This window comes from Nocardia sp. NPDC003693 (genome assembly GCF_053981095.1).
The window spans coordinates 43,224-57,238 of sequence record NZ_JBSFNO010000004.1; the positions used below are offsets into that span (position 1 = coordinate 43,224).

General features: G+C 69.8%; 13 protein-coding genes. 11 read left to right on the plus strand and 2 right to left on the minus strand.

What is annotated here, in order from left to right; all coding sequences use genetic code 11:
* Nucleotide 1: 1 nt before the first annotated feature.
* Entirely contained in the window at nt 2-2,626 is a 2,625-nt protein-coding gene (locus tag ACWDOP_RS07065) for a DUF4132 domain-containing protein (protein ID WP_456344323.1), read from the plus strand.
* 52 nt (nt 2,627-2,678) lie between these two features.
* Here ACWDOP_RS07065 and ACWDOP_RS07070 read toward each other — a convergent pair whose 3' ends face one another.
* On the minus strand, nt 2,679-3,422 hold the full coding sequence (locus tag ACWDOP_RS07070) for a helix-turn-helix domain-containing protein (RefSeq protein WP_456344324.1): 744 nt from the start codon (nt 3,420-3,422) through the stop codon (nt 2,679-2,681).
* Between the two features lie 216 nt (nt 3,423-3,638).
* Here ACWDOP_RS07070 and cynS point away from each other — a divergent pair, with 216 nt between their 5' ends.
* The 6 genes from cynS (at nt 3,639) to ACWDOP_RS07100 (ending at nt 8,732) form a co-directional block, all read left to right on the plus strand.
* Nucleotides 3,639-4,091, plus strand: coding sequence for a cyanase (cynS, locus tag ACWDOP_RS07075; RefSeq protein ID WP_456344325.1), 453 nt, complete (start codon nt 3,639-3,641; stop codon nt 4,089-4,091).
* Between the two features lie 46 nt (nt 4,092-4,137).
* Nucleotides 4,138-5,388 carry an ABC transporter substrate-binding protein gene (locus ACWDOP_RS07080; protein ID WP_456344326.1) on the plus strand — a complete coding sequence of 417 codons (1,251 nt, stop codon included), beginning with the start codon at nt 4,138-4,140 and terminating at the stop codon, nt 5,386-5,388.
* Nucleotides 5,385-6,275 (plus strand): ABC transporter permease, encoded by an 891-nt coding sequence (locus ACWDOP_RS07085; RefSeq protein WP_456344327.1) that lies wholly within the window; start codon nt 5,385-5,387, stop codon nt 6,273-6,275. The genes ACWDOP_RS07080 and ACWDOP_RS07085 overlap by 4 nt, the downstream gene beginning before the upstream one ends.
* A 30-nt stretch (nt 6,276-6,305) precedes the next feature.
* A complete protein-coding gene (locus ACWDOP_RS07090; RefSeq protein WP_454203465.1) occupies nt 6,306-7,124 on the plus strand; it encodes an ABC transporter ATP-binding protein in 819 nt (272 codons plus the stop codon).
* 113 nt (nt 7,125-7,237) lie between these two features.
* Complete coding sequence (locus tag ACWDOP_RS07095; RefSeq protein WP_456344328.1) at nt 7,238-7,708, plus strand: hypothetical protein; 471 nt, start codon at nt 7,238-7,240, stop codon at nt 7,706-7,708.
* Nucleotides 7,709-7,712: 4 nt separating this feature from the next.
* Nucleotides 7,713-8,732, plus strand: a complete 1,020-nt coding sequence (locus ACWDOP_RS07100) for a hypothetical protein (protein ID WP_456344329.1) — start codon at nt 7,713-7,715, stop codon at nt 8,730-8,732.
* Between the two features lie 9 nt (nt 8,733-8,741).
* On the opposite strand, the gene ACWDOP_RS07105 is transcribed toward ACWDOP_RS07100, so the two are convergent.
* Nucleotides 8,742-9,176, minus strand: a complete 435-nt coding sequence (locus tag ACWDOP_RS07105; RefSeq protein WP_454203462.1) for an XRE family transcriptional regulator — start codon at nt 9,174-9,176, stop codon at nt 8,742-8,744.
* A 205-nt stretch (nt 9,177-9,381) separates the two neighbouring features.
* Between ACWDOP_RS07105 and ACWDOP_RS07110 the strand changes: the two genes are divergently transcribed.
* The 4 genes from ACWDOP_RS07110 (at nt 9,382) to eutC (ending at nt 13,909) form a co-directional block, all read left to right on the plus strand.
* Nucleotides 9,382-10,101: a DUF6875 domain-containing protein gene (locus tag ACWDOP_RS07110; protein ID WP_456344330.1), complete on the plus strand. Its 720-nt coding sequence runs from the start codon at nt 9,382-9,384 to the stop codon at nt 10,099-10,101.
* A gap of 111 nt (nt 10,102-10,212) precedes the next feature.
* Complete coding sequence (eat, locus tag ACWDOP_RS07115) at nt 10,213-11,640, plus strand: ethanolamine permease (protein WP_456344331.1); 1,428 nt, start codon at nt 10,213-10,215, stop codon at nt 11,638-11,640.
* Nucleotides 11,637-13,049: an ethanolamine ammonia-lyase subunit EutB gene (locus ACWDOP_RS07120; protein ID WP_456344332.1), complete on the plus strand. Its 1,413-nt coding sequence runs from the start codon at nt 11,637-11,639 to the stop codon at nt 13,047-13,049. The genes eat and ACWDOP_RS07120 overlap by 4 nt, the downstream gene beginning before the upstream one ends.
* Entirely contained in the window at nt 13,046-13,909 is an 864-nt protein-coding gene (gene eutC / locus ACWDOP_RS07125; protein ID WP_456344333.1) for an ethanolamine ammonia-lyase subunit EutC, read from the plus strand. Before ACWDOP_RS07120 ends, eutC begins: the two co-directional genes overlap by 4 nt.
* Nucleotides 13,910-14,015: the final 106 nt, after the last annotated feature.

The window sequence follows — 14,015 nt, forward strand, 5'->3', positions numbered from 1 at the left end:
GATGGCCAACGGGATCGATCACGATCATGACGCAGTCGGGGAGGACCGCTGGCGGGTTCCCGAGGCATGGACCGAGGTGGTGAGTCCGGTTCGCGGCTTCGCGCCGTATCGGGCGTTCACCCCCGATCCGGGGGCCGGCGATCGGTACGAGGCGCTGATCGAGGTGGAACGAGACGCGCTGCGCCGGGTGCTGGAAGCCTCGTTTCCGAAAGCATCGAGCGCCGCCGCCGTGGCGGCGCTGACCGATCCGGCGACGGCGACGCCGCTCGGGGCGGCCGGATTGGCGCTCGTGATCGAACTCGGGCGGCCGCGCGTGGACAGCTCCGGCTCGGACGACCACTGGGCCATGGTGGTCGACGCGTGGGTGGCCCGCCGCGGTGTGGCCTTCGCCGCCGAGGCGGCGCTCATCGTCGCCACCATGACCCGCGGGTACCGCGACGTCGAGGGCGGTCGCGGCTACGATCTGACGCCGTGGTCGGCCGGGCGGTATTTCTACTACTTGCATTCCCTGTCCGCGTTGGAGCGAGCACGCGAGCATCTGGCTACCGCCACCGACGAGCACTACCGGGCCGCTGTCGCGAGAATCGCCGAGATACGGTCGGTGCCGAGAGCTCGGGCGGTTCGTATCGCCTCCAGCTACCTGGCGCCGACCGCGGAGTCCTGGGTCTCCGCCGATCTCGCCGACCCACCGTCGGCGGATGACTACTGGGCGCACACCATCTACGCGAACCTCGCGACAGCTGTCACCACCGCGCCGCAGCTGAAGACCTTCATCGCACAGTTGCGGCCGGACAACCGCGGTAGCGTGCGCACCGCCGGGTATATCGGCATGGCCGCGCGCGTCGGCCCGGAGGCAGCTGAAACGATCGCGTCCATCGCCTTCGTGGATCACGTGACGAGCTGGTCCCGGGAGGACACGCGCGACCTGGCCGACATCCTCGCGTACCTGCCCACCGACGAGGCGTTCGGACTGCTGCTGGCGAACCTGGATCGGTGGGGCGTCCCGACCGCGGCGATGGCCGCCGCGCAACGCTTTCCGCGCCGTGCCATGCGGATGCTGGCGGCCGATGCCGCGCGGATTCCGGCGGTGGCGACCATGCTGCGCGTGCACGCCTACCGAAACCCGGACCTGGCGGCGGAATTCGGTGTCGGGCTGCCGGATCTCGCGGTCGTCGATCCGGCTGAGCTGCCGGATGTGCTGCGCCCGCGCCGCGCACCGGCCGCGCCGCCGCCCTGGTTGCTCCTGCCCGTGCTGCCCCCGCTGCTGACGAACGACACCGCGCGGGCGCTGCCCGAGTCCGCGGTGGCGGCGGTGTGCGCCCTGCTGGCCAAACGGAATCCGGATCCCGCCGCGATCGCACAGCTGTCGGCCATCCTCGACCCGATGTCGATGGCGGGCTTCGCGTGGGGCCTGTTCCAGGCGTGGGTGTTCGCCGAGTACCCGGCGGGCGGCATCTGGACCCTGCGCGCGGTGGGGCTGTTCGGCGACGACGAGGCGGCGCGGCTGCTGGTCCCGCTGATCCTGCAGTGGCCGCGGCACTCGGCCGTGTCCCGCGCGGTGGCCGCCCTCGACGTCCTGGCCGACATCGGCACGCCCGCCGCCCTCGGGCACCTGCGCGACATCGGACTCCGCACCAGGCAGCGGGGCTTCCGGAAGACCGCGCGCGCCAAGCTCGACGCCGTCGCGGCGCAGCACCGGATCAGTACCGACGAGCTGGCCGACCGCGCCGTCCCCGACTTCGGGCTCGGCGCGGACGGCAGTCTCGTCCTGGACTACGGATCCCGCGGATTCGTCATCGATCTGGACGAACACCTGAAACCGGTGGTCCACGACGGTCGCCGGACCGACGACGGCTCCTGGGCGCGAGGCCCGCGCCGCAAGACGCTGCCCAAGCCCGCCGCCCAGGACGATCGCGCGGTTGCCGGTGCGGCCCACGACCGGTTCACGCTGCTGAACGCGGGCACGAAGAAGGTTGCCCAGGAACAGATCCGGCGGCTGGAGCGAGCGATGATCGAGGGCCGCCGGTGGTCGGCGCGGGCGCATCGGGAGCTGTTCGTCGACCATCCGCTGCTGCGGCAGCTCGCCCGCCGACTGGTGTGGGTGACCGTCGACGCCGACGGCGCCGTCCGGCAGTCGTTCCGGATCGCCGAGGATCTCACCTTCGCCGATGTCAACGACGACCCGTTCACCGTCGACGATGCCGCCGAGGTCGGCATCGCGCACCCGCTCCACCTGGGTGGGACGCTCGCCGAGTGGACCGAGCTCTTCGCCGATTACGCTATGCTGCAACCCTTTTCGCAGCTCGATCGGCCGACCTGGCAACCGGGCGCGCTCGCGGCCGCGCTGCGCGACTACCACGGCGTGGCGACCTCCCCGGGCCGGCTGCTGGCGCTGACACACCTCGGCTGGATACGGGAAACCTCCGACGGCGCCATCGACCGCATGGTGCGGCCGCTGCCCGGCGGCGACACGGCCCAGCTGTGGATCTCGCCGAGCCTCGAATGGCGTGACCTGATGCGCCACGCGACCCACACCGTCACCGCCGTCGAATCGACCGGCAGCGCCCTCGATCCCGTCACCGCCTCGGAGCTGGTCCGCGAGCTGGAAACCCTCAGGGCCGGATAGGTTTCCGGCTCCGCCGTCGACAACCCTCGGGCACCGAGTTCACCGTGCGGCCTCAGGCGTCGCGCGGTGACGTCCCGGTCCCGAAATGCCGGCGATAGGCGCGGCGGAACGTGGAGGGGTCGGTGAAGCCGGACAGTTCGACGACGTCCGCGACGGTCCGGCCCGCCTCCAGCAGCGCCGCGGCCCGGGTCAGGCGGGCGACGCGAATCGCGTGCGCGGGTGTCGTACCCGATTCGGCGAACGCGGTCTGCAGGTGGCGCAGGGACACGTGCAGGGTGCGGGCCAGGACGGCGGGGGAGAGCCCGGGATCGGCGGCGTGTATCGCGATCAGGTCGCACGCCTTCCCGTGCAGCGCGCGTCGCTGCAGCACCGAGGCGCGCTCGCGAACGATGTGGTCGGGACCCTGCTCGCCGGTCGAATGCCGGTCCAGCACAGTGAGGGCGATCAGGGTCAGCGGCGCCGCGTCGAGGCACAGTTTCGACGCCGACCAGGACACCGGCAGGGCGACGCCGGTGCGGCGGATCATCCATTCCGCACCCGTTCCCGCCGGGTGGACACCGCGCGAGGCGCGCAGGATCGGGCAGCTCGACCGGTCGTAGGGCTCGCCGTCGACCTGGGTGTGGTGGAACGCCGCGTGGCTGCACCCGCCCACCACGTCGTCGTCGCTGCGGTAGCCGAACGCGGACAGCGCCGACCCGTTGATCATCACGATCCGCCCGGCCGGGTCGACGACCCAGGCGGCCTGATCCATCGACTGGATCACCTGCCGTGCCACGGCGATTCCGGCTGTACTCATCTGCCATCGCGCTTCCGTGCTGAAAGACGCCAGTGTAGGACCGCGCGTGTTACGGCCCCACCGCCCGCCGTTACGCCGCGGTAAATTCGGCGTCCGTCGCGAAATCCTGCGCGAATTGCCCGCACCCCTGCGTCATTTTCGCTTCTGCGCGCCCAGGGAGAAATGGTCGACTGAATACGCGAAGCACATCGGACAGCGCGCAGCGAAGGAGCCGGGATGACCCCCATCATGGACAAAACCGAGGCCACGAAACTTATTGTCTCGCAGCGGATCAGGATGAAGCTGAGCTGGCGTGAACTCGCCGGCGCGATCGGTAAACCGCTGGCCTGGACCATTGCCGCCCTATACGGCCAGCATCCCATGCCCGAATCGGACGCCCGCGCCGTCGCCGCGCTGCTCGAACTCGGTGACGATGTCGTCGAATCCCTGCAAACCCAGCCCTATCGCGGCACATTCGAGAATCCGGTGCCCTCCGACCCGACGATCTACCGTTTCTACGAGGCGCTGAACGTCTATGGCCCGGCGATCAAGGAAATGATCCACGAGGAATTCGGCGACGGCATCATGAGCGCCATCAATTTCCAGCTGACGGTCGAACGCAGGCCCGATCCCGACGGCGACCGCGTGGTCGTGACGCTGGACGGGAAATTCCTCGACTACCGGTTCTGACCGGCCTCGCGACATCGCCGGAATCCCCTCGAATCGGAGTCGAACCATGCCGAGCCCCCTGCCCCGCCGGCGCTTCCTCGGCGCCGGGGCCACCCTCGTCGGCGCGTTCGCGGCCGCGGGCTGCGCGCCGATCGCGCCGAAACCGCCCGCCGCCGCGCCGGCCACCGGCACCACCGTGCCCGGCGCCGCGATCGGACCGCTGCCCGGCATCGAAAAGCCGGACATCACGGTGGGTTTCATCCCCATCACGTGCTCCTCGCCGATCGTCAACGCGAAGGCCCTCGGGGTCTACGCCAAACACGGTCTGAACGTCACCCTGAAGAAGTTCTCCGGCTGGGCCGAGGTCTGGGCCGCCTACGCCACCGGTGAGATCGACGCGACGCACATGCTCGCGCCGATGCCGCTGGCCATCGACCAGGGGCTCGCGTCCGGGCGCATGCGCACCCGGCTGCCGCTGATCACCAATACCAACGGTCAGGCGATCACGCTGCACCGCAGACACATCGGGAAGGTGCGGGGGCCGGCCGACTTCGCGGGCATGCGCCTGGGCGTGCCGTTCGACTACTCGGTGCACAACCTGCTGTTGCGGGACTACCTCAGCGGCGGCGGGCTCGATCCGGACGCCGACGTCGAACTGCGGGTGCTGCGCCCGCCGGACATGGTCGCCAACCTGATCACCGGCGGAATCGACGGCTTCCTCGGACCCGACCCCTTCAACCAGCGGGCCGTCGCGACGGGGACCGGCTTCCTGTTCACCCTCACCCGGGATCTGTGGAACGGGCATCCCTGCTGCGGTTTCGGCGTGAACGACGCGTTCGCGCAACAGCACCCGGTCACCTACCAGGCCATCACGCGGGCCATCCACGACGCGGCGCTCTGGAGCGATCGGGCCGAGAACCGCTCGGCGGCCGCGCATTCCATGGCTCCCGAACAGTTCCTCAACCAGCAGCCGAAACTCCTCGAGTCCATTCTCACCGGCCGGTTCGCGGACGGCGCCGGCGGCAACCGCGACGTTCCCGACCGCGTCCGATTCGAGCCCTATCCGCAGGAGGCGTTCGGGATCTGGATGCTCACCCAGTTCCAGCGCTGGGGGCTCGCGGACACCGGCCGCTGGACCACGCCGCAGCAGTATCGCGAGACGGTGCGCTCGGTGTTCGACGAGCCGGCCTCGCGCGCGGCCTTCACCGCCCTCGGCGCGAACCCGCCCGCCCCGGCGGCGGGGCTCACCATCAACGGCCGTCGCTTCGACCCCGACAATCCCTCGCCCTGGATCGAAAAGCAGGTATCGACACTATGACCCGAGCCCAAGACCCGCCCGCCGTCGTCGCGGAGGAACCCGTGACCCGCGCGAAGAGCGCGACCACCCCGCCGAGCGTGGCCGCGAAGGTCGCCGCCGATCGGCTCGCCTTCCGCGCCAAGGTGGCCGGATCGGTGCTGCTGTTCCTGGTGATATCCATTGTCGGAGTGGGAATCTGGTCGGTCGCGACCGCCGACCAGGGCATCGATGGACTGGCCCCGACCCCCGGCGGCACCTGGGATCAGCTGGTGGCGATCCTGCGTGACCCGTTCTACGTGACCGGCCCCGCCAGCGTGGGAATCTTCTGGCATCTGGCCGCGAGTCTGCAGCGGGTGCTCACCGGGTTCCTCATCGCCGCGGTGATCGCTATCCCGCTGGGCTTCCTGCTCGGCAACTCCACCCGAATCCGCTGGGCCACCGAGCCGTTCGTGCAGGTGCTGCGGCCGGTGTCCCCGCTGGCCTGGCTGCCGCTGGGGCTGGCGCTGCTGCGCGACTCGGAGCACACCGCGATCTTCGTCATCGTGATGGCCTCGCTGTGGCCGATCCTGCTCAACACCATCGACGGCGTGCAGCAGGTGAACCCGCTCTACATGCAGCTGGCCAGAACCCTGGAAGCCTCACGCGTGCAGGTGATCCGGAGCATTCAACTGCCCGCCGCGCTGCCGTCGATTCTCATCGGCCTGCGGCTGTCCCTGTCCACCGGCTGGCTGGTGATCATCGCCGCGGAGATGCTGGTCGGCAGTCGCGGGATGGGCTACTTCGTCTGGAACCAGTGGAACCGGCTGTCGGTGCCCGCGATCGTCGTCGCGATCCTGCTCATCGGCGCGGTCGGGTTCGTGCTCGACCGGCTCGTGGTGTGGGCCGCGACCCGGATTCCGCGCGGCTGACCCCGCGATACCGAGGAAAGAGTGAAAGATATGACCGCACAGCCTGATTCGGAACGGCATCGCTCGGGTGCGCTCGCGCTCGAAGCGGTCGAGAAGTGGTACCCGGGCAAGACCGGCTGGCACCAGGTGATCGCGCCGACCACGGTCTCGATCGCCGCGGGGGAGTTCGTGACCCTGATCGGGCCGTCCGGCTGCGGCAAGTCCACGGTGCTGTCCATGATCGCGGGCCTCACCGCGCCGGACGCCGGTCTGCTCTGGCTATCGCGCAGACCCATCACCGGACCCGGCCACGATCGCGGCATGGTCTTCCAGCAGCACGTGCTGCTGCCGTGGCTGACCGCGCGCGAGAACGTGCTGTTCGCGCTGAACTGCGCCCGCGCCGAACTGCCGAAGTCCGAGCGCGCGGCGCTGGCGGACCACTACCTCGACCTGGTGAAGCTCACCGCGCACAAGGACAAGAAGCCGGCCGAGCTGTCCGGCGGCATGCAGCAGCGGGTCGGGATCGCCCGGGCCTTCGCCCTGCGGCCGGAGGTGCTGCTGCTCGACGAGCCCTTCGGCGCCCTGGACGCGTTGACCCGGGTCGACCTGCAGGGCGAACTGCTGCGCCTGTGGGAATCCGAACGCCGCACCGTCGTGATGGTCACCCACGACGTCGACGAAGCGATCGTGCTGTCCGATCGCATTCTCGTCATGTCCCACGGCCCCACCGCCACGATCACCCGGGACATCGCGGTGCCCTTCCCGCGTCCGCGCAATCCCGCCGATCTCAACCGTGACCCCGCCTTCTACGAACTCCGCGGCGCCCTGCTCGACTCGCTCACCGCGCCCGCGCCGGATGCGGTGGCGTAGAACCGAGTTCGTTTGGACACCCTCCGGTGGGAACCGGTACTGTCCGAGCGCATGAGCGGTGGTGGGCTACGGCGAGCATGACCCGGCGAGCGCGACGTCGGACGTTGACCGCGGTGCAGCGCCACACCGCCCAGTTGCAGCCGTTCACCCTGGCCGGCTTCAGTCGAATTCTGTTCGAGGCCAGTGGAACTCCGGTTCGGATCGTCGCCAGCACCACACTGCCGCCCGCGGTGGCGGGGCGATGGATCCGGACCGCGGCGGGGGATCTCATCGAGTACGACGCGGCGCTGCCGGCGATAGCGCGGATCAACACGGTGCTGCACGAGGCCGGGCATATCCTGTACGGCCACAGCGCCCTCGAGTATCGGGTCGAGACCGGGTTGGCGCTGTGTTCGGTGATCGGGCCCGGCGCCGCCGGGCATTTCGCCCGCGTGCGGCACCGATCCTCCTACGACATGCGCAGCGAGCGCGAGGCCGAGGCGTTCGCGCGGCGGACACTGCGCACGATCCTGTGGAGCGGTGATACCAGCCAGCAGGCGAAAATCCTCACCGCGCTGGGCTTTCCGCGCATCCGAATCGAGTAGTCCGGTGACGCAGTTCAGCGCGGCCATGGGCGCTCTCATTTTCGTCGGCATGCTCGCGGCCATCTGGCAGTTGCCCCCGCAGGGCGCACGGGGACAACTGGTTCCGATCGCCGTGCTGGGATTGTTCTGTCTCGGCTATCTGCTCATCACCCCGAGCCCGCAGGCGCTGTTCGCGGCGGTGCGCGTCAACTCCGCGTATTTCCTGAGCCACCTGTGCATCCTGGGCGCGCTGGCCCTGTCCACGCTGTACTGGCTCGACTACCTCGCGACCGGTCCCGAATCGAACCGGCGGCGGGTGCTGGCGACCCGGGTGGCCTACGCCGTCGTCCTGGTCGTGCTCGCGGTCCTGTTCGCGACCTCGTCCCAGCAGCCCGACGGCTTCGGTTTCGGGTACGAGATCGGCGGCAGTCCGGGGATGCGGCTCTACTGGGTCATCCAGGGGCTCATGGTGATTCACGCGCTGCTGCCGCTGGCGCGCGCCGCCGCCCGCGCCTTCCGCCGGGAAAAGTCCTGGCGGCGCACGCTGCTGGCGGCGCTGGCCGGTGTGACGGTGCTGTTCATCGGCTACGAGGTGTGGGTGATCGTGGTGGTCACGGTGTGGCCCGGGCTGCCGCCGATGTGGGCGCAGCGCGTGACCACGGGCCTGCAGATCGTGGGCGGGGTGCTGCTGGTCGCGGGCACCATCGGCCCGGTCCTGTCGGGCACGGTGCGCAGCACGCGGATCGCGCTGTCCTATCTCGAACAGCTCGCGCCCCTGCACTCCTGGTTGCTGGAGCGCTATCCGCAGATCCGATTCCGGACGCGGATGAGCAGGCGCGCCGAGACGCGGGTCACCGAGATGCTGGTCGAGGTCAGTGACGGCCTGCGGTTGCTCCAGCGCGACGCTCCGGCGCTGGCGGCCGCCCGGGCGCTGGACCACGAGACGATCAGCCTGCTCGTTCCCGATGACGGCGTCCATCACGCCGCCTACGAACTGGCCGCCGCGGCGTTGTTCAGGGCGCCGCCGGCGCGCTGCTCGCGGTGAACCGCTCGCTCACCCCTTGGCTTCGGGCAGGTCCGGGGGATCGGCGGGCAGGCCCTCCTTGACCCGCAGGAACTTGAGGTAGTCGATCAGCGAGGCCAGCGACTGCTGCGACAGGTCCAGGGCGCGGAAGGCCAGTGCCTCGATATCGGGCGCGGTCGCCAGGCGGAGGTACTCGATCTCCTGTCGTCCACGCTGCCACGCGTCGTCATCGGTGAAGAACCGGATGTCCACGTCGAACGCGGCGGCCAGCCCGGCGGCGTGTTTGAGCGAGGGATTCTGCTTCAGGCCCGAACGCAGTTGGGAGACATACACCGACGAGATCGGATGGCCGAGTTCGGTGGCGCGGCGCGCGATCTCGTCGGCGGTATAGCGGTGTCCCCTGGCGTTGGGCATCGTATGGAACAGGTACTCGAGCCGCTCCGAGAAGGCCGCTCCTTCGTTCATGTCAGACCCCCCGATTTTCGGCGCCGTATCTCCGCGAGCGCCCATGCTACAGCATACTTCCGCTGCTCAAATCGCATCGATAGCTGCGGGTCCCACCCTGTGACTCGCTGCACATTCCACGACTACGCCCAGATATGCCACAGAATCATTCCTATGCTTTGGCATACGCAGCGCCGCGGTACCCGACGACCCGAGGAAGTACCGGATGAAGTACTCGCTGTCCGACCCCGATCCCGCTGTCGCCCAAGCGGTTTCCCGCTGGCTGCGGGATCACCTGGGGCGTCCGCATCCGCTGCTGGGTCGCCCGGGCCCCGTGTGCCCCTTCGTCGTTCCGGCCATCAAGGCCAACGCGCTGTCGATTCGACAGCATCGCTGGCACGGGCCGCCGACGAGCTATCGCCTGACCGGGCTCCTCGACGCCGTCGTCGATCACTTCCACGCGGGTGCGCTCGACGGCCGCCCCGGTGACCTGCGCACGCTCGTGGTGCCGGTCACCGGATTCCCGGAGGCGGCGTGGTCGCGCATCGACGACGGCCGTCGCCGCGCCAAAACCCGTGCCGCGGTGCGCGGTTACATGCTCGGGCAGTTCCACCCCGCGTGCACCGAGCCCGGTATCCGCAACCCGGTCTTCCCGGTGAACCGCGCGCCGCTGCCGGTGTTCGCCGTCCGCCGGATGGCGGTGCACGACATTCTCTTCCTGCACGACGATCCGATCTGGTTCGAGCAGTATCAGCGGCGCTTCGCGGGGTGGTACCGGGACGGCGGACGGGTCGGTCCGCAACTGCGCGAGCTGTACGCGATCGCCGCTCGGCGGCACGCACGCGGGCGGCAGGCGGAACCGGTCGCGGTACACGGACGGCCGCCGGTGCGCTCCGGCCCGCCGCCCGTCCCGCAGCGCATCGGGCCGGGACGTAACCCACGGTAATCCCGCCGGAAGACACCGGTGACAATTCAGCAACATCGATCGGGAGACTTGGGCGAGTAGACCTTCCTGGGCATTTGCCCAGATCAGTGCGTGAGGAGTGCGAGTCTCTCTATGACTGCTGTGACCCGGACCGACCTCGACGGTGACGCCGCCTCGGACGACTATCTGGCCAAGAGAACGCTGCGCAAGGGAACCGCCGGGTGGGTACTGCTCGCCGGGCTCGGCGTCAGCTACGTGATCTCCGGGGACTACTCGGGATGGAACTTCGGGCTCGCGGAGGGCGGGTTCGGCGGGCTGCTGATCGCCACCGTGCTGATCGCGGGCATGTATCTGGCCATGGTGCTGGGGATGGCCGAACTGTCCGCGGCCCTGCCCGCGGCGGGCGGCGGGTACACCTTCGCGCGCCGGGCGCTCGGTCCGTGGGGCGGATTCGCCACGGGCGCGGCCATTCTCATCGAGTACGCGATCGCGCCCGCCGCCATCGCCACCTTCATCGGCGGCTACGTGGAGTCGCTGAACCTGTTCGGGATCACCGACGGCTGGTGGGTCTACCTCGCGGTGTACGCGCTGTTCATCGGCATTCACTTGGCCGGCGCGGGGGAGGCGCTCAAGGTCATGTGCGCCATCACGGTGGTGGCCCTGGCCGGTCTGGTGATCTTCGCCGTCGCGGCGTGGGGCGAGTTCGAGATCGCCAATCTCACCGACATTCCGGCGGACCCCGACGCGCTGGGCAGCTCCTCGTTCCTGCCCTTCGGCGCGTTCGGCATCTGGGCCGCCATCCCGTTCGCCATCTGGTTCTTCCTCGCCGTCGAAGGGGTGCCGCTCGCGGCCGAGGAGGCGCGCGAACCGGAGAAGAACGTGCCCAAGGGCATCATCGCGGCCATGCTGGTCCTGCTGGTGACCGGTGGCGCGGTGCTGCTGCTGTCCACGGGAGCCCTCGGCGCGGAAAAGCTTTCGGCATCGGGCAACCCGCTCGTCGAGGCGCTGGGCGATGGCGGGGCCGCCACCGCGGTCAACTACATCGGCCTGGCGGGTCTGGTCGCGAGCTTCTTCTCCATCGTCTACGCCTACTCGCGGCAGACCTTCGCGCTCTCGCGCGCCGGGTACCTGCCCACCTCGCTGTCGGTGACCAATCGCCGCAAGGCCCCGATGCTCGCGCTGGTGGTGCCGGGCGTCGTCGGCTTCGGCCTGTCGCTGACCGGCGAGGGCGCGATGCTGTTGAACATGGCGGTCTTCGGCGCCGCCCTGAGCTACGTGCTGATGATGGTGAGCCACATCGTGCTTCGGGTGCGGGAGCCCGGGATGCACCGGCCGTATCGGACGCCCGGCGGTGTGGTGACCACCGGTTTCGCACTGCTCGTCGCGTGCGTGTCGGTGGTGGCGACGTTCCTGGTCGACCCGGTCGCGGCCGGGTGGACCCTCGCGGCCTTCTGCGCTTTCCTGCTGTACTTCGGCCTGTACAGCCGCCATCGCCTGGTGGCCAACTCGCCCGACGAGGAGTTCGCCGTCCTCGCCCGCGCCGAGCGGGAGCTCGAATGACGCGCTACCACCAGATGATCGGCGGCACGTCCTACACCTTCGGCGGCCTGGTGGACCTGCTGGCCAAGGCCACGCCGCGGCGCAGCGGTGACGAACTCGCCGGCTGCGCGGCGGGTTCGGACGCCGAACGCGCGGCGGCGCAGTGGGCGCTGGCCGAGGTGCCGCTGACCACGTTCCTGAACGACACCGTGGTGCCGTACGAAACCGACGAGGTCACCCGGCTCATCATCGACACCCACGATCGCGCAGCTTTCCAGGCGATTTCGCACCTCACGGTCGGCGGGCTGCGGGACTGGTTGCTGACGGTGGCCGCCACCCCCGCCGCGGCCGCGACCCTGGCCGCCGTCGCACCGGGGCTCACGCCCGAAATGGTCGCCGCCGTCAGCAAACTCATGCGCAATCAGGATCTGATCGCCGTCGCCAGGGCCGTCGAGGTGCGGGCCGGGTTCCGCACCACGATCGGGCGGCCCGGCACGCTGGCCACGCGATTGCAGCCCAACCATCCCACCGACGACCCGCGCGGCATCGCGGCGGCGGTGCTGGACGGGCTGCTACTCGGCTGCGGGGACGCCGTGATCGGCATCAACCCGGCGACCGATTCACCAAGGGCCACAGCGGATCTGCTGTACCTGCTCGACGAGGTGCGGCAGCGCTTCGACATCCCCACCCAGTCGTGCGTGCTCTCCCACGTCACCACGACCGTCGGACTGATCGAAGCCGGGGCGCCGGTGGACCTGGTGTTCCAGTCCGTCGCGGGGACCGAGGGCGCGAATTCCGGCTTCGGCGTCGACATCGCCCTGCTGCGCGAGGCCAACGAGGCGGGTCGCTCACTGCGCCGCGGCACCGTCGGGAACAACGTCATGTACCTGGAAACCGGTCAGGGATCGGCGCTCTCGGCGGGCGCGCACCTGGGCGCCGGCGGGCTGCCGGTGGATCAGCAGACTCTCGAGGCCCGGGCGTACGCCGTGGCCCGGGACCTGGATCCGCTACTGGTCAACACGGTGGTCGGATTCATCGGGCCCGAATACCTCTACGACGGCAAGCAGATCATTCGAGCGGGGCTGGAGGATCACTTCTGCGGCAAGCTGCTCGGCCTGCCGATGGGCGTGGACGTCTGCTACACCAATCACGCCGAGGCGGACCAGGACGACATGGACACCCTGCTCACGCTGCTGGGCGCGGCGGGCTGCGCGTTCGTCATCGCGGTGCCCGGCGCGGACGACGTCATGCTCGGCTATCAGAGCCTGGCGTACCACGACGCGCTCTACGCGCGAAAGGTGCTGGGGCTCGGGCCCGCTCCGGAATTCGCCGCCTGGATGGAACGGCTCGGCATGCTGGACGCGCACGGCCGCGTGGTGCCGATCGAGCCGCTCTCCTCGCCCCTGCACGCGCTGGCGATCGCGGGATGAGCGGCGCAGTCCCCGCGCGGGGCGCGGAATCGATTACCGCACAGGCATTCTGGGACGAACTGCGGCGCAGCACCCAGGCCCGCATCGGCCTCGGACGGACCGGGGACGCGTTGCCGACCGCGGACGTCCTGGAATTCCGCGCGGCGCACGCGGCGGCCCGCGACGCCGTGCACAGCCCGCTCGAGGTATCCGAACTGGCCGTGCGGGTGCGGGCGCTCGGACTCGGGGAGCCGTCGCACGTGGCCAGCCGGGCCGGTGACCGGTCGCAGTATCTGCGCCGGCCGGATCTGGGCCGACTGCCCTCGGAAAGCGCTGCCGGAGAAGGGATCACGGCCATCGCGCACACGGGTGCGGATGTGGGGGTCGTCCTGGCCGACGGGCTGTCGCCCCGTGCGCTCACCGCCCACGGGGCGCCCATGCTGGCGGCGATCGCGGCGGCGCTGGGCGATCGCTACACCCTCGCGCCGCCGGTGATCGCCACCCAGGCCCGGGTGGCGCTCGGCGACCATATCGGGCAGGCTCTCGGCGTGCGAACGCTGTTGGTCCTCATCGGCGAACGCCCCGGGCTCTCGGTGGCCGACAGTCTCGGCATCTACCTGACCCACGATCCGCGGCCGGGCCGGGCGGATTCCGAACGCAACTGCATCTCGAACATCCATCCGCCGGAGGGGCTGGGCTACGCGCGCGCGGCGCGGGTGGCGCTCGGTCTGATCGAGGGTGCGCGGCGGCTCGGGCGCTCGGGCGTCGAGTTGAAGGACACGTCCGCCGACGCCGAACTCCCGGCCGGTGACGTGACGATCCTGGACGCGGACGCAAGCCCCGAGAGTGGTTGTGCAGCCGACCAAACGATCTTGGGCTAGATTGTGAAACTGACAGATTCACATTTTCGATTCGTGCTGTAGACGCAGGGCACGCAATAGTCGGTGTGAGCCACAGTTGAGAAGTGCCGGTCCGTCCGACGCACTG

Coding starts and splice junctions, on each gene's coding strand:
- ACWDOP_RS07065 (WP_456344323.1), top strand. CDS start 2: ATGGCCAACGGGATCGATCACGATCATGACGCAGTCGGGGAGGACCGC.
- ACWDOP_RS07070 (WP_456344324.1), bottom strand. CDS start 3,422: ATGAGTACAGCCGGAATCGCCGTGGCACGGCAGGTGATCCAGTCGATG.
- cynS (WP_456344325.1), top strand. CDS start 3,639: ATGACCCCCATCATGGACAAAACCGAGGCCACGAAACTTATTGTCTCG.
- ACWDOP_RS07080 (WP_456344326.1), top strand. CDS start 4,138: ATGCCGAGCCCCCTGCCCCGCCGGCGCTTCCTCGGCGCCGGGGCCACC.
- ACWDOP_RS07085 (WP_456344327.1), top strand. CDS start 5,385: ATGACCCGAGCCCAAGACCCGCCCGCCGTCGTCGCGGAGGAACCCGTG.
- ACWDOP_RS07090 (WP_454203465.1), top strand. CDS start 6,306: ATGACCGCACAGCCTGATTCGGAACGGCATCGCTCGGGTGCGCTCGCG.
- ACWDOP_RS07105 (WP_454203462.1), bottom strand. CDS start 9,176: ATGAACGAAGGAGCGGCCTTCTCGGAGCGGCTCGAGTACCTGTTCCAT.
- ACWDOP_RS07110 (WP_456344330.1), top strand. CDS start 9,382: ATGAAGTACTCGCTGTCCGACCCCGATCCCGCTGTCGCCCAAGCGGTT.
- eat (WP_456344331.1), top strand. CDS start 10,213: ATGACTGCTGTGACCCGGACCGACCTCGACGGTGACGCCGCCTCGGAC.
- ACWDOP_RS07120 (WP_456344332.1), top strand. CDS start 11,637: ATGACGCGCTACCACCAGATGATCGGCGGCACGTCCTACACCTTCGGC.
- eutC (WP_456344333.1), top strand. CDS start 13,046: ATGAGCGGCGCAGTCCCCGCGCGGGGCGCGGAATCGATTACCGCACAG.